Source organism: Chitinophaga polysaccharea (assembly GCF_007829335.1).
Classification (GTDB): domain Bacteria; phylum Bacteroidota; class Bacteroidia; order Chitinophagales; family Chitinophagaceae; genus Chitinophaga; species Chitinophaga polysaccharea_B.
On the sequence record NZ_VIWO01000001.1, the window covers coordinates 336,665 to 354,864 of the forward strand.

Sequence of the window (18,200 nt, forward strand, 5' to 3'; positions counted from 1 at the left end):
CGGCCGATAGAAAATTAACAATGCAATTTTCATGCAGGCATATACCTTTCTAAATCCTTTCTGGAAAAGGATTTCAGCAATACAAATTTTACCATAAATAAAAATTATTTAACAACCCCGTGCTAAAAAAGTACCAGAAACAGGTTAGAAGCCGATGCCCAGGTAGCGCTTCTTGCGCTGGTCGTACTTGTCGAAATTAAACTTGTACAGTTTAGCAGGACGATGAGGCACATCTTCCTCTTCTTCGTTCAGATCCATCAGTAAATCCATCGACAGGAACTTCTTCCGGAAATTACGCCGGTCGAGTTCCATATCCAGGATAGCCTCGTAGAGGTTTTGTAGTTCGCGGAGGGAAAACTTACGGGGTAATAAGTTAAAGCCAATAGGTTGTACCAGCACCTGTTGTTTGAGCCGTTCATGGCAGGTATCCAGGATCTGTTTATGATCGAACGCCATTTCATGCAGGTCTTTTACGCTGTGCCAGTGCAGTTCATTGTTATGCAGCTTCAGTTCCACATGTTCAATGTTGACCAGGGAGTAATAGGCCACAGTAATGACCCGGCCGGCCGGATGGCGCTGAATAGCGCCAAAGGTTTGTACCTGTTCCATGTACACATCATCCAGTCCTGTACGTTCTTTTAGCACGCGATAGGCTGCTTCATCCAGCTCCTCATCGGGCCGGACGATATCTCCCAGCAATGACCATTTACCTTTGAATTCTTTGAGGTCAGATTCTATCAGTAATACTTTCAGCTCATCATCATTAAACCCGAAAATGACACAATCTACCGAAATAGCTACCTTGAAATAATCCTTAATTTCAACAAGGTGCGTGTTGATGTTCTTGGTGTACATAGACATCATAATGAACGTGGAATTACAGCTATTGGTTATTTTAAATAACGTGCGGAATTATAATCAAATGAAAGAAAAAAAAAGCACATTTAAAACAAAATGGGTCGAATTTTTTGAACAGCTATCCCTATCCTGAAAGATAAGTTTAAATTTACGTTTCAGTATCATACATTATGTACACAAAGGAGATAGAAATAACCCTGGCGCAGCTGGCCAAAGACCTGCTAAGCCACTTGCAGCAACAACGGCTGCTCGATTCCGTTGACAATACCCTGGAAGCTTTACGCCGCGTGATCGCTTACAACGACTGGCGTTATTATGTGCAAAGCGAACCCGTTGTCAGTGACTACGAGTATGACCAGCTATTTGCCTGGTTGAAGAAACTGGAACAGGAAAATCCACATCTGATCAGCGCCGACTCCCCCACTCAACGGGTAGCCCGGGGTCTTACCAAGGAATTTGTGACGGTGCCCCACCTGGTACCTATGCTCAGCCTGGAAAACTCCTACAATGCAGACGACCTGCTCGACTGGGACCGTAAAGCACGGGAAAGCGCAGGCCTCCCCGAAATTGAATATTGTATAGAACCCAAATTCGACGGCGCCAGTATCTCCCTGATATATGAAGACGACCGCCTCTCCCGCGGCGCCACCCGTGGCGATGGCGTAGCCGGTGAAGATATCACCACCAACATAAAACAGATCCGCTCTATCCCGCTATCGGCCAGCTTCTCAAAATATGGGATTCACCAGATTGAGATCCGCGGGGAAGTGTTGATCAATAAAAATACCTTTAAAGCCTTCAATGATAAACGCATTGCCGAAAACCTGCCACCACTGGCTAATCCGCGCAATGCCGCTTCCGGCTCCCTGCGTATGGTGGATCCTAATGAAGTGGCCAAACGCGGACTGGAAGCATTTCTATATCATATGAGCTACCACACTATGAACCCAGGGCAATCGGAACCCGCCGCGCTGCAAACACACAGCGGTACGCTGGAGCTATTGTCAACACTGGGCTTCCGCAGCCCCGCCAAAGAAAAGAAAGTGGTAAAAGGGATACAGGCCGTGATTGATTATTGCCTTTTCTTTGAAACCGAGCGTGATAATCTCCCCTACGAAATTGATGGTATGGTGATCAAAGTCAATGACTATGATCTACAGGATAAGCTAGGTATGACTACCCACCATCCCCGCTGGGCCATTGCTTATAAGTTTAAGGCCCGACAAGCCACCAGTAAGTTGCGTAGCGTGGAATTCCAGGTGGGCAGGACCGGTTCCATTACCCCTGTGGCCAAAATTGACCCGGTACCTATTGGCGGCGTTACAGTAGGATCTATCTCTCTTTTTAATGAAGAAGTGATCAAAGAAAAAGACCTGAAACTGGGCGACACGGTGCTGGTAGAAAGAGCCGGCGATGTAATCCCTTATATTGTAAAATCAGTAGCTGATCTGAGGGATGGCAGTGAGCGGGAAATTGTATTCCCCACCCATTGCCCGGTATGCGGCGATAAGCTGGTAAAACCGGCAGAAGAAAGTGTATGGCGTTGTACCAATATCAACTGTGAAGCACAGGTGGTAGAGAGAATGATACATTTTGTGAGTAAAGACGCCATGGATATCAAGAGCTTTGGAGAAAGCAATGTGCGCAAATTCTTTGCAGCCGGCCTGATGCATGATATTCCCGGTATCTATGAACTCGACTTTGAGAAGATTGGCGCCATGGAAGGATTTGGCAAAAAATCTCTCACCAATCTGCAATCCGCTATAGAACAATCTAAAAGTCAGCCGCTGCACCGGTTGATATTTGGACTGGGTATACGTTATGTAGGCGAAACCACCGCCAAAACACTGGCCAATGCAGTCACCAATATTATGGACCTCCAGCATTGGACGGAGGAACAAATACTGGCGCTGGAAGATATAGGACCTAAAGTAGCCGGATCTATCCGTTCATTTTTTGCCAATGCTGATAATATCGCCATGTTACATCAACTGGCTTCGCTGGGGATTAACATGGAAAATACCAAAAAATCGACAGTGGTATCTGGTAACCTCAACGGGCAAACGTTTTTATTTACCGGTACCCTTCATAAGCTGAAACGCAGTGAAGCCGAGGAACTGGTAGAGCAGGAAGGTGGTAAAATAGTGAGTGGCGTAAGCAGCAAACTCAATTACCTGGTAGTAGGCGAAGAAGCGGGCAGCAAACTGGAAAAAGCCAAAAAAATCAATACTATTAAGATACTAACAGAAGACGAGTTTCTCGTTTTGATCAACAAATAATCATACCTGCAACGCCTGCCGGCAATAACAGGCGTTGCTATTGACAGCTAATGAGCAAGTGATATGACCGATGAACATTTTATGCGACAGGCCCTGCAGGAAGCCCGGAAGGCCTTTGAAGACGGGGAAGTTCCCATTGGAGCCGTGGTAGTGATGAACAACCGCATTATTGGCCGTGGATATAATCATGTAGAGCGGTTGAATGATTGCACTGCCCATGCCGAAATGATAGCCTTGACTGCGGCGTTCAATACACTGGGAAGTAAGTATTTAATGGATGCTACGTTATACGTAACAGTAGAACCTTGCCTGATGTGTGCGGGCGCACTTTACTGGAGTAAGATTGGCAGGATTGTATATGCAGCAGCAGATGATAAGAACAGCTATCGCCGGGCTACCGGCGACCGGTCCCCGTTTCATCCTAAAACAAAACTGGAAGCCGGTCCGTGCCGTGAAGAAAGTTTACAGTTGATGAAAACGTTCTTTGAACAAAGGAGATAAATTATTTTTTTGCCGCCTCTGTTATTTTATTCAGTCCCATCATCTGTTTCATGGTATGGTCCATCCCTTCGGAAGAGCCATCCAGGAAGATAACGTTGCCTTTTGAATTTTCTGCAAAATGCTTAATGGCTTCTGTCCACATGGAGAATAAGATAACGGAGGTATCCAGGTTGGCCTGCTGCATCTCTTTGGCGGCCATCGTCATACCTTTAGCCACCTCTTCCCGGAACAGGGCCACGCCCATACCACGCAGCTGGGCCGCCTGGCGTTCTGCTTCAGCCGCAATCTTGATAGCATTACCATCTGCTTCAGCAGCCTTTGTCTTAGTAATCAGTAATGCCTGTCCTTCGTTTTCTGCCGCAGCTTTCAGGTTATTGGAGGCTACCACCTGGGCCATAGATTTCATAATCACCTCATCAAAAGTGATATCATTCATTTGCAGATCTAACAGGTGAAAACCCCATTCCTCCAGGGTTTTATCGATCTGTTCTTTTACGTGTTCCGTAATATCCTTGCGTAATCCCAGCACTTCTGCCTGTCTTTTAGTAGCTACAAATCCACGGATAGAGCCTTCAATCGTGCGTACCAGCGCCTGCATGAAACTTCTTTCATCCATGAATTTAAACGCTACATTTTTAAGCGTTTCTTCTTCCTGGTTCCATACTGCATACAGGAGCATGGCCTTAAAATAAACGTTGGCCTGGTCAATGGTGATGGCCTGGAATTCCAGTTCTACCGACCGGTTCTGAACAGATATTTTCTTGAAGACTTTTTCAATGATGGGTATCTTAAAGTTCAATCCGGGAAAAAGCACCCGGTTGTACTTCCCGAAAATAGTGGTGATGGCGATGTTTCCCTGTTGAACGGTAACAAAGCTGGAAAGTATGACTACAGCAGCCAATACCAACAGAATAATCCAGATAACATTCATAGAGCGATTGTTTAGGTAGGGTTTAAGCACCTAAATATAACAAAATAAAGTCAATGGGGAGGACCGGCATAGTTTTCCCATCACATACACAGATAGATTTATGTTGTAGCATAAAGAAAGAAGAAAAACAATGGATGAGCCACTGAGCTTAAAAACACAACGAATGAATATTACAAAAAGCTTAGTTGGTGCTCTCTTTCTATATTCTTTGTCTTCTTCTGAAATATATAAATACGTCGTCCAATTCTATTTGTTTTAACTGATAGGCCAATCGTGTTCTCAAATCTTCTGTTTCATCTTTTATTCTCCTGTATTGATCTTTCAATACTTCGTAGCGGGCCACAATTTCCTCCGCAGTAGCGGTATCCTCCAGTTGTAAAATATTAAAGGCTCTTTCCTCGGTTATCATAGTCATAGGGGTATTTCAGCTAGTAATCATATTGGATGTTTAAATAACACATGTAATATTTAAATTCAATGCACTAAATTAGTAGAGTTTAAAAGACGAGCAAATACCCAATCTTGGGTATTTTTCGAAAAACGTGATTTTTTTTAGCAAATTTTTAGCAACTTTCTTCTCATTTTGATCACTGATTACCAATTGAATACAGTTTAGCGATTATAATGCTCTTTTTTGCGGGGCATAGAAGTTAACAAGGGGTAAGCTGTCACCTTAGTAACAAACAGCACTAATACTTTTTTAGCCGCTTATTCAAATCCAATCTTTCGGGCGATGGTAATCAATTCAGAAGTGTTACGGACTTTCAGTTTCAGGCGGATATTCTTACGATGTGTTTCAACGGTATAACGGCTAAGGTTCAACGAATGGGCAATTTCCTTGTTATTCAGACCTTTCACAGCCATGGCCAATACATCTTTCTCCCTGGAAGTAAGTTTATTAAACAGGCTTTCATGTTGGCGACGCATGATGGCATTGAGCGCTTCCGACAGTTGTACATTGGTATCAATGGCATTGGTCAGATCGAGGAAAGCACAGATGATTTCTACCACCCTGCCATTTTTATCATGGGTAAAAGGCACCTCCAATCCCAATAGCCAGCGGTAATCTATCTCTCCTTTTTTCCGTATACGTGCCAGCCCTCCAAACTGCTCTTTGTTATTGAGGAAAGATTGTTGGGCTACCGCCGCCAGTTTAAAATCGTCGGGGTGCATGATATGCCTGAAAAACTCCATGCCCATCCCGGTCATTTCAGCCGGCGTGAAGCCCACTGTTTCCGCCAGTCTATCGTTACACCAGGTAACGGATTTGTTATTGTTATCGTAACTGTAAATCATGGCGGGCACATGATGTAGAATACTTTCCAGCCAATGTATACGATTTTTTAATTGCTCATTTTCCTTTTGTAAAACATTGAGGGAAAAACTTTGCCCTGTATCCGAGCCTGTCTGCATACTATACGTTTTAAACAAACAATAGGTAAACAACTACCGGGCACGCTAAGATGCCTTTGTCGCGTCCTGTTAAACCGACTATCTGTAAATTTAAAATAATTTTCAATATGATCAAGGCCGCTTTTCCGGCTCACTCCGGGATTCCGCGCCTTAGTTGCCCGGTTTTACAACCAGACGCGATTACTTAACCTAAATATCTAAATAAGTAAATAATTAAATGTCTAAATTTTAACGGATTGGCAGTAAATTTGGCGACTATCAAGAAATCATATTTTTAAACCCATAAAACTTTGAGTTATGGCATTCACACTTCCGAGCTTACCCTACGCAACTGATGCGTTAGAGCCGAATTTCGATAAACTGACAATGGAAATTCACCACGGTAAGCACCACCAGGCTTATGTAGATAATCTGAACAAGGCAATTGCAGGTACAGAAAACGAGAACAAATCATTAGAAGAACTGGTTGCCAACGCTGGTAAAATCAGCCCGGCAGTAAGAAACAATGGTGGTGGTCACTGGAATCACAGTTTCTTCTGGACCAGCCTCGCTCCAAACGCGGGCGGCGCTCCAACCGGTAAACTGGCTGATGCTATCAACAGCACCTTTGGTTCTTTCGAAGCCTTCCAGGAAAAATTCAACACCGCCGGCGCTACCCGCTTCGGTTCAGGTTGGGCCTGGCTGCTGATAAAAGATGGTAAACTGGAAGTTACTTCCACTCCTAACCAGGACAACCCGCTGATGGATGTAGCTGAAGTAAAAGGTACTCCTATCCTCGGTGTAGACGTATGGGAACACGCTTACTACCTGAAGTACCAAAACCGCCGTCCGGAATACCTGAAAGCATTCTGGAATGTAATTGATTGGAACGCTATCAGCAAACGCTATGAAGCAGCAGCTAAATAGGCATTAAGCCAATAGTTATAAATGAAAAGGCCCCGCGTTGCAACGCGGGGCCTTTTCATTTATAACTATTGGGATTACTTATTTACCAATTTCAGATTTTTAGGATCCCAATGAATGATCTTATTGTCGAAGTAGCTTTCATTACACAGCAATGCCGGGGCTGCTGCACGGAAGCCAAAAGTAGGATCTTCCGCTACTTTACCACCGGTACGCATGGCATTGAACAAGTTATAGAAGTGGTCAAAGTGGGCTCCTTTATAGCCTTTCTCTGCCTCGTATTCCATTTTCTCCTGTGGCAATATATCGGCACGGTGATAGGCATACGATTTTCCGGTATTAGATGCAGCCGCATTGGCAGCCGCTAACGGGTCGTTTTCATCTACGTGTACGCTATTCCGGTATAAGGTTACTTTATCCCATTCTACCGTCATAGATCCTTCGCTACCCACCATACGCAGGTAATTGGTTCCGCCGGTACCATCCACAAAATTTACACGGAGCGACAGGTTAAAGGCCGGGTGTATTTCTGTTTCCGGGTAATCGAACATGCCCAGCATAACATCCGGTACTTCCCTGCCGTCTTTCCAATAGCGTAAGCCACCGGTAGCCATTATTTTATTGGGACCGAGTGACCCTGTTACCAGGTGCAGGCTCGAGAACAGGTGTACGAATAAATCGCCGGAAACGCCGGTACCATAGTCGCGGTAATTGCGCCAGCGGAAAAAGCGCAGCGGATCAAAAGCACGCTTGGGTGCGTTCTTGAGATAAGCCTCCCAATCTACTGTTTTGGTGGAAGCATCTGCCGGAATAGGATATTGCCAGGCGCCGGTAGGCGACATACGTGCCCAGAAACCCTCTGCATAGTTAAGTTTACCAATGGCGCCATCTTTCAGTAGCTGGCGGGCCTTTTCATTTCCCAGGGAGCTCATCCCCTGGCTGCCTACCTGGTAAACTACTTTTCCATTGCGTTGCTGCGCTTCCACTACGGCAGGCGCCTCGCTGATATCATGTACCATTGGTTTCTCGCAGTATACCGACTTCCCTTTATTCATGGCGGCTACAGAGATATCCTTATGCCAAAAGTCCGGCACCGCAATGATAACGGCATCAATATCTTTACGCTCCAGTATTTCCTGGTAGCTGCGGGTAGTATAAATGTCATTTCCCCATTTCTTCTTAGCATCCGCCAAACGGCCATCATACAGGTCGCAGGCAGCTACGAGCTTTACACCAGGAACGGTAATGGCGGTATTTGCATCCGCAGTACCCATTCCCCCCGCACCGATCAATGCTACCTGGATCTGATCATTGGCGCTATATTTTTCCTTCAGGCGGGAAAGTGACTCAATATTTCTTTTCTTGTCCGCAGCGGTCAGAATATTAGGCAGCAGGGAGGCTCCTACTACACCTTTTGCAACTTTGCTGATAAAGCTCCGACGGGAAGCTTCATTGGAATTTACTGGCATGATTACCCTTTTAGGTTGAAAAATGATAACGGTTTATTATTCACTGAGATTCTCAAAATAAAAACAATAAACCGGAATTCATAATTTAAGGAGAACAGCCTGGTAATTAAATGATGGGAGATAAATAATCATCCAGGGCCGCTACTGGCAGCAAACGTCAACAAAAAAGGCTGGTCAATGGCCAGCCTCAATATATGATAACAGGTATCTATTTCGCCTAAAAAGATATTACAACAGCACTTTTCAAAGGTGTATACCATCCATTATCTTGCGATGGTCAGCAACTGCTTATATTTAGCCTGGTTATGCAGGATGTCTGCTGCGGTATTAACTTCATTATCCCACTCCAGTGACCTGGCAATACGGCCTTTCTGCAGGTAATAACGATTTACAATTTCCTCTTCCAGCAAACGTTTTATTTCTGTTTTATTCTTCAAGAGGTCCTGCTTTTTATCGTGCTTCATTTTTGCTTCGAGCGTTTCCAGCTCATCAGCAATGGCATCATAATACTTTTCTTTCCTGGCGGTGCTTTTGAAAGAATCCAAAGCTTCCTCACTACGGGTTTTGTAGCTGTAATCCTTATTTTCCAGGTAACGTTCAAAATCGGCAAATTCAGCCTCACTCAGTGAAAATGTAGCGGGCGTCGCTATTTTCGGGTGACTGTAATAATACGTAGTAGCATAATCGAAGATAAATTGTTTGCGGAGCAATGTAATCGCTACCTGGCTGATATAGGTAGGATCCACTTTGGCATCTGGCTCAATACCTCCACCATCTTTTACAGCGCGGCCTCCGGCGGTGGCAAATGATTTACGCAGGGAATCAGGTACGTAATCCACGCTGCCATCGTCATTCCGGTGGGAGTAGTCAATAGCCTGTATACAACGTCCGCTGGGAGTATAATACCGCGCGGTAGTTACTTTCAATTTGGTGTTATAGGGAAGCTGACGGGTAGTTTGTACCAGGCCTTTACCATAAGAGCGTTGTCCTATTACCACACCACGGTCCAGGTCCTGCATGCTGCCAGCTACTATTTCAGATGCGGAAGCGGAAGAATGATTGGTGAGTACGGTCAATGGGATATGTATATCAACCGGCTGCTCGGTGGTTTCATAGCTCCGGTCCCAGTTCTTTACCTTGCCCCGGGTACTTACAATCAGCCTGTTTTTATCCACGAAAATATTGGCTACTATCACCGCTTCATCCAGTAGTCCACCTGGATTACTGCGAAGATCCAGGATAATTCCTTTCAGGCCCGGGTGGGATTGTTTTAATTGTTCTACTGACTTACGTACCATGGCGCCGCTGTTTTCGGTAAACTGCGTCATCTTGATATAGCCAATATCGTTTTTCACGATCCCGGCGTAACTAACGGGTTTCACATTGATTTCTTCCCGTACTATTTTCCTGGGTGTTTCCACGCCAGTCAAAGGATTGCGGAATACCATATCGAGCGAAGTACCGGCTGCTCCTTTCAGTTGACGGCTGATCTCTTCCTGCGCTACGTTCTTCACGGATTTGCCATCCATGCTCACAATGATATCACCTGGTTTTACGCCTGCTTTGTCCATTGGACTGCCTTCATACACATCGGTAATGGTGGTCCAGTCACCGTTGGTATTGATAGAAGCGCCTACGCCGCCATACTTGCCTGTGGCCATAAATTTGAGGTCATCCAGGTTTTCTTCCGAAACAAAATCCGTGAAAGGGTCTGTTTCTTCCAACATGGCTTCAATGCCTTTATGCATTATCTTTTCGGGGGGCAGGTCATCTACATAGTAGGTATTCAGTTCCCGGTAAAAAGCAGCGAAGATGTCCAGGTTTTTGGCGATCTGGAAGTATTTATCATTTTCATTAAAAGCAAAAACGCCGGCTGCGATGATAATCAACAACAGTGCGGCTGTCAGCTTCTTCTTCCTATTAAAAAATGCACGCATGCAACAGAGTATATAAGATGAGTGATAAAGTTGGCGGCCGGCAGCCTTACTCAGGGCACCGGATCATATCCATGGCCACCCCAGGGATGGCAGGACAAGATACGCTTTATGGTGAGATAGCCGCCTTTGAAAGGTCCATATTTTTTAAATGCTTCCAACCCATACTGCGAGCAGGTGGGCGTATAGCGGCATTTACTGCCCAACAGGGGCGAGATAAACCATTGATAGATTTTTATCAGGAGAATAAAAGGATAACTCAACCAGCGAACTACACGATTCATAATCAACTTTTTGCGGTCAGCTTGCAGCCATTAAAAAAGTATCTGACTAACAGGTTGCAATCAGCCGGAAAGCTAACCGCTAAAGGCTAAATGCTGTTTTGCAACTTCTTTAAAATTACTGAAATTTTGTCTTGCAGGGTGGAAAAATCGGCTATTTTTTTGTCGGTATAGATGAGGAAAACAGCGAGCTGCTGCGAGTGTGACCGGAGATGGTCGTATAACGCCTGTTTCTGAAGACGCCAGGCTTCACGGCCCAGGCGTTTGATGCGGTTACGGTCTACCGCATGGGGAAATCTGCGGGTAGTGGCACTAAAACCTACCTGCACGGGGTATTTACATGGCTCCGTAAGGGGCATGTATACCACGCGGTACGGAAAAACAGAAAACGCTTTTCCTTCACGAAAAAGCGTTTCAATAAGTTTTCTGCTTTTTAACCTTTCTTCCTTGCTAAAAGAATAAGTTTTTATGGCAAATAGTATTTAAGCTACTATAATTATTTCAGCTTACGCTCGTCGGAAACAGTCAGCTTCTTACGACCTTTTGCTCTACGGGAAGCCAATACCTTACGGCCATTAGCAGTTTCCATTCTCTTTCTGAAGCCGTGAACGCTCTTTCTGCGTCTGTTATGCGGTTGAAAAGTACGTTTCATTTCTTTTTTTTGTTTTTACCTGTACTACTAAAAGTCCCGGATTAAAGGATTGTTTTTTAAAACGGAAGGCAAAGGTAGCAGAAAATATTTGAAAAGTAAAATTAAAATACGAATTCTTAAATGTAAAGGTGGAATGCAGTTTTCACCACATTCCACCTTTAATATTAAAAAATTAAACTATTTAATACCCAGTTTAGCCTTTACAGGAGCCAGGATATCGTCTGCTGACGGAGAAACCAGCAACATACCAGAAGAGCTGTCGATTACATAACCATAACCCTTTTCCTTTGCCACATCTTCGATCGCTTTACGGGCTTTATCGTAAATAGGTTTCAGGAGTTCAGACTGTTTAGCCTGTACTTTCTGTTCAGCAGCTTCACGGTAGTCCTGGATACGTTTCTGTGCATCCTGGATTTCACGACCTTTGATTTCTTTTATGTTGTCGGTCATTGTAGCCGCCTTGTCATCAAAATCCTTCATTTTCTTAGTATACTCGTCTACCAGCGCTTTACCATCAGCTTCCAGGCTCTGAGCATAAGTCTGCAAATCAGTTTCTGCCTTTTTAGCTTCCGGCATGCTGGCCACCAGTGCCTGTGCATTGATATGCGCTACTTTGGATTGTGCCATTGCATTCACGCTGAACAAACCGGTAACCGCCACAAAAGCAATAATTACGTACTTCTTCATGATGTTGTCTGTGTTTAAAAAAATTTAAATACTTATAGTTAAAAAATAGGTATACGCCTTACTTCTTCACTCCAAGAGATTTTAAGATCTCTTCACTCTTATCAATCTTGGGATCATAGAATATAACAGTAGCTCCACTCGCCTTATCCAGCACAAAGTCGTACATCCTGCTGGCAGACAGCTTCTGTACGGCGTTATAAATCCTGTCCTGAATAGGTTTTACCAATTCCTCCCGCTTCTTGAAAAGATCGCCCTCGTAACCGAAACGCTTCTTCTGCAAATCCTTTGCCTCTTTTTCTCTGGCTACAATCTCGTCTTCTCTTTTACGCTTCAATTCTTCTGTCAGCATCACCTGCTCCGCCTGGTAAGACTTATACATCTTATCCACTTCCTGGAACTTGGCATCAATCTCCTTCTGCCATTGATCAGCAACGGCATCCAGCTTCTTCTGGGAGTCCTTATACTCAGGAATACTCTCCAGTATATATTTTGTATCTATCACACAATAGCGCTGTGCACTTGCTGCACCGCCCAAAGCCAATATTATAGCGGCTGTAATAAATATTTTTTTCATGCTACAATGGATTTTTTGCAAAACCAAAACAACGGTTAAACTTGCAATATATAATTTATTTTCACATTATTCTGGTTCGAAACCGAGCATAAAGGTAAACTTAGCCGCATCTTTCAGGCCACCTCCCGGTGTAAGACGGTCGAACCCAATACCATAGTCAAATCCAAGCAATCCAAACATAGGCAGGTAGAAACGCATACCGATACCGGCAGACCGACGCAGTCTGAACGGATTGTACTCATTCAGGTCCTTATAACCATTGGCTGCCTCCAGGAATGCCAATCCAAAGATGGTAGAACTTGGGTTCAGGCTGAACGGATAACGCAGCTCCATTACGAATTTGTTAAATACGGTAAACCCGGAATAGTTCGCTGGCTGTCCATTTTCAGGATTCACGCTCGGATCGGAAGTATAATACACCGGATACCCTCTCTGGGAAATGATATCACGATCGTAAATAGCGAAGTTACTCAAACCATCACCTCCCAACTCAAACCGGCCAAAAGGCGACAGCGTAGTACGGTTATTATAACGTCCAATATAACCAAATTTAGCGGCTACTTTCAATACAAACGTTTTATTATCGCTACCCATAGGGCGGCTCAATGGCACATACCATTCTGCATTGAAACGATACTTCTGGTACTCAATGAAGTTAAACTGCTTGGACGCCGGTTCCTTGCTGTAGTCTTTATCAGGATTAAACAGGGAGTAAGGTGGCGTATACTGGGCAGACAACATAAAGTTGGAACCACTGCGCGGGAATATCTGCTGATCCACAGAAGAACGCGCCAGCGTGAGCTTCACGTTAATGTTGTTGGAAGTACCGTTCTCAAATCCGGCAATACCAAAGTAGTTATAGTTTTTCAGTTTGTACTGTTGATAGTTCAGCGAGTAAATCAGGGTGAAATAATCATCCGGCCATTTCAATTGTTTACCCAGGGATACGGAAGCACCCAATACCTTAAAGTGACCATCTACAGACGTGCTGGTATCTCCCGGCAGCTTGTAATAGTTACTGTATGCATATGGATTCTGGTAGCTGCTATAGAAGCTCACAGAAAACTGGTTTCTTTTCTTACCACCCAGCCATGGCTCTGTGAAAGAGAAGTTATAAGAACGGTAGGCCTTACCATTGGAAGATACACGCACAGATAATTTCTGGCCATCTCCACTTGGTAACGGATCCCAGGTTTCTTTCCGGAAGATATTGCGCAGGGAGAAGTTGTTAAACGTAACCCCGAGCGTACCGGTTAAACCGATATATCCACCCCAACCGGCCGATAATTCCAGCTGGTCGTTGGCTTTTTCTTCTACTGTATAGTCAATATCCACTGTGCCATCCTGAACATTTGGTACCGGGTTCATACCGATCTTTTCCGGGTTGAAGAAGCCGAGGTTGGCAATTTCACGGTTAGAACGGATCAGGTCTGTACGGCTGAATTTTTCACCGGGAATGGTGCGCAACTCACGACGGATAACGTGTTCGTTGGTTTTTTCATTACCAGCGATGCGTACTTCCTTGATCGTGGCCTGCGGACCTTCACGCAAACGGATTTCGTAGTCGATGGTATCGCCACGGATACCGATTTCTACGGGGTCGATCTGGAAAAACAGGTAACCATAGTCCATGTAGTAGCCGCTGATATCGCCGCCTTCCTGTGACATCTGTTTACCGATTCTTTTTTCCAGCAACTCCAGGTTATACACATCTCCCTTCTTAATACCCAGAAGGCGCGTTAATACAGAGTCGGAATAACGGGTATTACCTTTCCAGGTGATATCTCCGAAATAATATTTTTTACCCTCAGAGATCTGCATATCGATATTCAGATTCTGGGAACGGGTTTTATACACGGTATCTCTTACGATTACCGCATCGCGATAACCTTTAGAGTTATAGAGACTTACTACCTTACCTTTATCTTCCAGGTATTTATTTTCATTAAACTTGGCGGAGCTGAAGAGTTTAAAGCGGAAATAGGGATCCAGCTTTTCCAGGGCCCTTGTAGGCTGGAGGAAGCCATAGGTTTGCCAGAAATCGTCGTCCTGGGCAAGTGAGTCCACATATACATGTTCAATATCCGGATGAAGGGTAAAGCGGGAGCGCTCTTTTGTACCTTTCATTCTTTTCTTGATCTTACTGTCGGCTACGTTATAGTTACCTACGATATTGATATTTTCGGTACGTACCTTACTCCCTTTGGTAACGTTGAACACCACGTGGCGGGAGTTGACAGTGGAGCTATCTGCTCTTTCTTCTATTCTAACGGTAGCGTTACCAAACCCTTTATCAGCATAGAATTTATGTACTACGCCGATTACATTTTGTTTCAGGGCCTGGGTAATTACTGTTCCTTTACGGATACCAGCTTTGGTGGTAATATCGTCGGCTTCTGCTTTTTTAATTCCTTTGAAGGAGAAGGAGGACATACGGGGCATTTCTGTTAACCCGATTTCCAGCCAGATTTTATTGTCTTCAATTTTAGTTACGTAGATGGTCACATCTGCGAATAAACGTTGTGACCAGAGGCTTTGAATGGCCTTGGTAAATTGATCGCCACCCGGATAGGTTACCTTATCGCCTACACTGAGGCCCGAAAGCGACAGCAGTAATGATTTGTCCAGGTATTGGGTACCTACAACGGTGATTTCGGCAATTTCGTACTGTTGCGGATTACCCATATTAATGGGAGCAACTGCCGGCGGATTAGCAGGGGGCTGCGTTGGGGGCACCGTATCTTTCTGCTGAGCGGATACACGTATGCCTGCACTGCAACATAATGCTATAGCCAGTAGGCCCTTAGGAAATAATTTCTTCATTCTGCTGAATTTGTTCGCTTGTTTTGCCAAAGCGCCGTTCTCTGGTTTGGTAATTTAAGATGGCCTGGTAAAGATGTTCATTGCGGAAATCCGGCCAGCGGGTGTCTGTAAAGTACAGCTCCGCATAGGCCAGTTGATATAGTAAGAAGTTACTGATCCTGCATTCTCCACTGGTACGAATCATTAATTCAGGGTCTGGCAGGCCGGTGGTACAGAGATATTTTTCCCATACCTCAGGCGTCACAGCTGCAGGGTCCAGGGCTCCATTTTTCACATCCAGGGCTATTTTCCTGGCTGCATTCACGATTTCCCATCTTGCACTGTAGCTAAGAGCCATAATGAGATTGAGGCCAGTATTTTGGCTGGTAAGGGCGATGGCCTCTTCCATTTCCTGCTGCGCCTGGGGAGGCAGCATGTTCATATCGCCAATTACACTCAGACGGATATTATTTTTAGACAGCGTATTCACCTCCTGCCGGATGGTGTTTACGAGCAATTCCATGATACCAGTCACCTCGTAAACCGGGCGGTCCCAGTTTTCGGTAGAAAAAGCATACAGCGTAAGATAGCCGATTCCAAGTTCTGCACAGGTTTCCACTATGTTGCGCACGCTTTCTACCCCCTCGTGGTGCCCGTACAGCCTGTCTTGCCCACGCTCCTTTGCCCAACGGCCATTTCCATCCATAATAATGGCAATATGGCGTGGTAACCGTTGCAAGTCCAATTTATCCTTCAAACTCATTTGTGTCAGGCGTATTATAACAGATTATTACAGATTATAACAGATTCTAAAAGGGTGCAAAGATACAAAAATAGAGTAATGACTTTTTTAGCAAAGCCTAAGAAGGTCTTTTAACGTAGTTTTAACAGCGAAATCAATACCAGTGGGGATTTTAGCAAATTCAACGAACTTTCCGGGTAGTTGGCAGGGATGTAATGGCTGCCTGTAGAAAGTATTTTCCGGTAAATTAAAATTTACAGTGATAAGAGGTAAAAAGGATACTAATGGTCAGCTCAATGGTCAAAAACTGGTCCTTATCCCGGCTATTACCCCGCTGGCGGCCTGTTACCCCAATCGGGGCGCCATAAACGCCGGATCTGTCCTGCAACTGAGCCGCCACTGAGGGTTGTCCGTTAGGCAGCGTTGGAAATGCCCCGGGGCCTGCATAAGTGGTGCTTACATCATCCAGGTAATCAGTTTGGGTATACCGGTACAGCGCTTCCAGCCCCACATTTACTTTTTTGGAGAGATTATACTTAAAACCGCCCCCAATTAACCAGGCATAGGAAACGAGGCTGTATGGCTTGCGCTCAGGATACAGGGCGCTTCCCTGTCCCTCCGTACGCAACGGCTGTAAATAATATTTAGTCCCGTTCAGGTAAGTGTAAGGATTGAAATAAAAAAGACTGGCGCCCCCGGTCAAATATGGAGAAAAACGTTCATATAAACTACCGGGTTCAAACCGGAAGAAATTGAAATCTCCCTGCAGCGATAGTTCCCATAAATTGGTATTGAAACTGAGGTTACGCAGTTTTTGGAATTCGTTCTTATTGTGCACATCCGAATAACCCAGCTGCATAAAACGGGCATGGGCTCTCACCCCCACGTAATCGTTCATATATTTCCGGTAATAAACCCCGATGGCAGGCTTAATGCTATTTAATGCCCCCCGGGTATTCAGGTCCCCAAAGTATTGGGCCCCTCCGATCGATAAACCCAGTTCCCCTACGTATTGTAACTCATTTTGCGCGGCGGCTCGTCCCGCAAACAAACTGCCAGCCGCTACCAGCAGGGAAAAGAGGAGATATTTAGGATATAAAAAAGATTTCAGCATAAATCAGTCCTACTTAAACGCTAAAATGCCGGATTTATTTAATGTATAGCTGACGATTATGCTAACTGGTGAGACGCTCCTTGTCCTCATGGGGCATAATTTGCATTACAATCAGCAGACAACGTATTTGTAAATGTAGCAATATAATTTATATTTCTATATTTTAATCGTATTACGGGCATCAATACCCCATAATAGCTTGTTACGTAAGGTATGTAGGAAGTTGCTGTCATCCAGCCGCAGCAGACTCAGTTTAAACTGCTCTTTTTTTATCGCCAGTTGTACTGTACTGTCTATAGTTTCCATCCGGCTATCGAGGGTACAAAGAAACTGGTCACTGCGCCCTTCCACTTCAAAAGAAATGATATTGTCGTTGGGCACGATAATAGGCCGCACATTGAGGTTGTGAGGTGCCACTGGCGTGATCACAAAATTACCAGCATCCGGGAATACAATGGGGCCACCGCAGCTCAGCGAATAACCGGTAGAACCAGTTGGAGTGGATACAATCAATCCATCTGCCCAGTAAGTATTGAGAAACTCGCCATTGAGGTAGGTATGGATCTTTACCATGGCGGAGGTATCTTTTTTATGGATTGTAAATTCGTTCAGGGCATAAGGCACTTCTCCAAATAAGGGAATATTGGCGTCAAGGTGCAACAGCGAACGTTGGTCTACTACATAGGTACGATTCAGGAGCGCCTGCACCAGTGCATGGATTTCGTTTTTACCGATGCTCGCCAGGAATCCCAGGCGGCCAAAATTAATACCGATTACCGGGATATTGGTATCCCTCACATAACATACCGTGTCCAGCAGCGTACCGTCGCCACCCAGACTCATTAAGAAGTCGATTTTTCCTGGTAAGTCTTCTGCACAGGAAAACAGTACCGGGGTTGTTTCAAAAGGCACATGTTGCTGTAATACCCGGAAAAACGGCTCATAAATCATTGCTTCAATCTCTGCCCGCTCCAATTCCTCCAGCAATAAGCGGATGTTTGCGATGTCTTCAGTAATAAATCCCCTGCTATAAAGTGCTACCTGCATAATTTATTAAGCT

18 protein-coding genes are annotated in these 18,200 nt (G+C 44.8%); 3 read left to right on the top strand and 15 right to left on the bottom strand.

Annotated elements, in window-relative coordinates; genetic code table 11:
• Nucleotides 1-144: 144 nt before the first annotated feature.
• Complete coding sequence (locus tag FHW36_RS01380) at nt 145-864, bottom strand: NUDIX hydrolase (protein WP_145661097.1); 720 nt, start codon at nt 862-864, stop codon at nt 145-147.
• A 164-nt stretch (nt 865-1,028) separates the two neighbouring features.
• Here FHW36_RS01380 and ligA point away from each other — a divergent pair, with 164 nt between their 5' ends.
• Nucleotides 1,029-3,137, top strand: a complete 2,109-nt coding sequence (gene ligA / locus FHW36_RS01385; protein WP_145661099.1) for an NAD-dependent DNA ligase LigA — start codon at nt 1,029-1,031, stop codon at nt 3,135-3,137.
• Between the two features lie 63 nt (nt 3,138-3,200).
• Nucleotides 3,201-3,638 (top strand): nucleoside deaminase, encoded by a 438-nt coding sequence (locus FHW36_RS01390; protein WP_145661101.1) that lies wholly within the window; start codon nt 3,201-3,203, stop codon nt 3,636-3,638.
• A gap of 1 nt (nt 3,639) precedes the next feature.
• On the opposite strand, the gene FHW36_RS01395 is transcribed toward FHW36_RS01390, so the two are convergent.
• From FHW36_RS01395 to FHW36_RS01405, 3 genes are all read right to left on the bottom strand, one after another.
• The gene (locus FHW36_RS01395; RefSeq protein ID WP_145661104.1) at nt 3,640-4,569 is read right to left on the bottom strand and encodes an SPFH domain-containing protein; all 930 of its coding nucleotides are present in this window, start codon (nt 4,567-4,569) and stop codon (nt 3,640-3,642) included.
• Between the two features lie 199 nt (nt 4,570-4,768).
• Complete coding sequence (locus FHW36_RS01400; protein WP_145661108.1) at nt 4,769-4,984, bottom strand: hypothetical protein; 216 nt, start codon at nt 4,982-4,984, stop codon at nt 4,769-4,771.
• A 293-nt stretch (nt 4,985-5,277) separates the two neighbouring features.
• Nucleotides 5,278-5,982, bottom strand: coding sequence for a LuxR C-terminal-related transcriptional regulator (locus tag FHW36_RS01405; protein ID WP_145661111.1), 705 nt, complete (start codon nt 5,980-5,982; stop codon nt 5,278-5,280).
• Between the two features lie 297 nt (nt 5,983-6,279).
• On the opposite strand from FHW36_RS01405, the gene FHW36_RS01410 reads away from it, so the two are divergent.
• Nucleotides 6,280-6,888 (top strand): superoxide dismutase, encoded by a 609-nt coding sequence (locus FHW36_RS01410; RefSeq protein WP_145661114.1) that lies wholly within the window; start codon nt 6,280-6,282, stop codon nt 6,886-6,888.
• A 74-nt stretch (nt 6,889-6,962) separates the two neighbouring features.
• Here FHW36_RS01410 and FHW36_RS01415 read toward each other — a convergent pair whose 3' ends face one another.
• The 11 genes from FHW36_RS01415 to FHW36_RS01465 all read right to left on the bottom strand — a co-directional run bounded on the left by FHW36_RS01415 (nt 6,963) and on the right by FHW36_RS01465 (nt 18,187).
• Nucleotides 6,963-8,354, bottom strand: a complete 1,392-nt coding sequence (locus FHW36_RS01415; protein ID WP_145661116.1) for a Gfo/Idh/MocA family protein — start codon at nt 8,352-8,354, stop codon at nt 6,963-6,965.
• A 263-nt stretch (nt 8,355-8,617) separates the two neighbouring features.
• A complete protein-coding gene (locus tag FHW36_RS01420) occupies nt 8,618-10,291 on the bottom strand; it encodes a S41 family peptidase (protein ID WP_145661119.1) in 1,674 nt (557 codons plus the stop codon).
• Nucleotides 10,292-10,341: 50 nt separating this feature from the next.
• A complete protein-coding gene (gene yidD, locus FHW36_RS01425; RefSeq protein WP_145661122.1) occupies nt 10,342-10,572 on the bottom strand; it encodes a membrane protein insertion efficiency factor YidD in 231 nt (76 codons plus the stop codon).
• Nucleotides 10,573-10,658: 86 nt separating this feature from the next.
• Nucleotides 10,659-11,051 (bottom strand): ribonuclease P protein component, encoded by a 393-nt coding sequence (locus FHW36_RS01430; protein WP_145661125.1) that lies wholly within the window; start codon nt 11,049-11,051, stop codon nt 10,659-10,661.
• Nucleotides 11,052-11,065: 14 nt separating this feature from the next.
• Nucleotides 11,066-11,221, bottom strand: coding sequence for a 50S ribosomal protein L34 (gene rpmH, locus FHW36_RS01435; protein WP_012788729.1), 156 nt, complete (start codon nt 11,219-11,221; stop codon nt 11,066-11,068).
• A 177-nt stretch (nt 11,222-11,398) separates the two neighbouring features.
• The gene (locus FHW36_RS01440; RefSeq protein WP_145661128.1) at nt 11,399-11,908 is read right to left on the bottom strand and encodes an OmpH family outer membrane protein; all 510 of its coding nucleotides are present in this window, start codon (nt 11,906-11,908) and stop codon (nt 11,399-11,401) included.
• Between the two features lie 58 nt (nt 11,909-11,966).
• Nucleotides 11,967-12,482 carry an OmpH family outer membrane protein gene (locus FHW36_RS01445; protein ID WP_145661131.1) on the bottom strand — a complete coding sequence of 172 codons (516 nt, stop codon included), beginning with the start codon at nt 12,480-12,482 and terminating at the stop codon, nt 11,967-11,969.
• 66 nt (nt 12,483-12,548) lie between these two features.
• On the bottom strand, nt 12,549-15,305 hold the full coding sequence (locus FHW36_RS01450) for a BamA/OMP85 family outer membrane protein (RefSeq protein ID WP_145661134.1): 2,757 nt from the start codon (nt 15,303-15,305) through the stop codon (nt 12,549-12,551).
• Complete coding sequence (locus tag FHW36_RS01455; RefSeq protein WP_145661137.1) at nt 15,286-16,047, bottom strand: isoprenyl transferase; 762 nt, start codon at nt 16,045-16,047, stop codon at nt 15,286-15,288. Before FHW36_RS01455 ends, FHW36_RS01450 begins: the two co-directional genes overlap by 20 nt.
• A 226-nt stretch (nt 16,048-16,273) precedes the next feature.
• Nucleotides 16,274-17,140, bottom strand: coding sequence for a type IX secretion system protein PorG (gene porG / locus FHW36_RS01460; RefSeq protein WP_145661139.1), 867 nt, complete (start codon nt 17,138-17,140; stop codon nt 16,274-16,276).
• A gap of 156 nt (nt 17,141-17,296) precedes the next feature.
• Nucleotides 17,297-18,187, bottom strand: coding sequence for an NAD kinase (locus FHW36_RS01465; RefSeq protein WP_145661142.1), 891 nt, complete (start codon nt 18,185-18,187; stop codon nt 17,297-17,299).
• Nucleotides 18,188-18,200: the final 13 nt, after the last annotated feature.

Coding starts and splice junctions, on each gene's coding strand:
- FHW36_RS01380 (WP_145661097.1), bottom strand. CDS start 864: ATGATGTCTATGTACACCAAGAACATCAACACGCACCTTGTTGAAATT.
- ligA (WP_145661099.1), top strand. CDS start 1,029: ATGTACACAAAGGAGATAGAAATAACCCTGGCGCAGCTGGCCAAAGAC.
- FHW36_RS01390 (WP_145661101.1), top strand. CDS start 3,201: ATGACCGATGAACATTTTATGCGACAGGCCCTGCAGGAAGCCCGGAAG.
- FHW36_RS01395 (WP_145661104.1), bottom strand. CDS start 4,569: ATGAATGTTATCTGGATTATTCTGTTGGTATTGGCTGCTGTAGTCATA.
- FHW36_RS01400 (WP_145661108.1), bottom strand. CDS start 4,984: ATGACTATGATAACCGAGGAAAGAGCCTTTAATATTTTACAACTGGAG.
- FHW36_RS01405 (WP_145661111.1), bottom strand. CDS start 5,982: ATGCAGACAGGCTCGGATACAGGGCAAAGTTTTTCCCTCAATGTTTTA.
- FHW36_RS01410 (WP_145661114.1), top strand. CDS start 6,280: ATGGCATTCACACTTCCGAGCTTACCCTACGCAACTGATGCGTTAGAG.
- FHW36_RS01415 (WP_145661116.1), bottom strand. CDS start 8,354: ATGCCAGTAAATTCCAATGAAGCTTCCCGTCGGAGCTTTATCAGCAAA.
- FHW36_RS01420 (WP_145661119.1), bottom strand. CDS start 10,291: ATGCGTGCATTTTTTAATAGGAAGAAGAAGCTGACAGCCGCACTGTTG.
- yidD (WP_145661122.1), bottom strand. CDS start 10,572: ATGAATCGTGTAGTTCGCTGGTTGAGTTATCCTTTTATTCTCCTGATA.
- rpmH (WP_012788729.1), bottom strand. CDS start 11,221: ATGAAACGTACTTTTCAACCGCATAACAGACGCAGAAAGAGCGTTCAC.
- FHW36_RS01440 (WP_145661128.1), bottom strand. CDS start 11,908: ATGAAGAAGTACGTAATTATTGCTTTTGTGGCGGTTACCGGTTTGTTC.
- FHW36_RS01445 (WP_145661131.1), bottom strand. CDS start 12,482: ATGAAAAAAATATTTATTACAGCCGCTATAATATTGGCTTTGGGCGGT.
- FHW36_RS01450 (WP_145661134.1), bottom strand. CDS start 15,305: ATGAAGAAATTATTTCCTAAGGGCCTACTGGCTATAGCATTATGTTGC.
- FHW36_RS01455 (WP_145661137.1), bottom strand. CDS start 16,047: ATGAGTTTGAAGGATAAATTGGACTTGCAACGGTTACCACGCCATATT.
- porG (WP_145661139.1), bottom strand. CDS start 17,140: ATGCTGAAATCTTTTTTATATCCTAAATATCTCCTCTTTTCCCTGCTG.
- FHW36_RS01465 (WP_145661142.1), bottom strand. CDS start 18,187: ATGCAGGTAGCACTTTATAGCAGGGGATTTATTACTGAAGACATCGCA.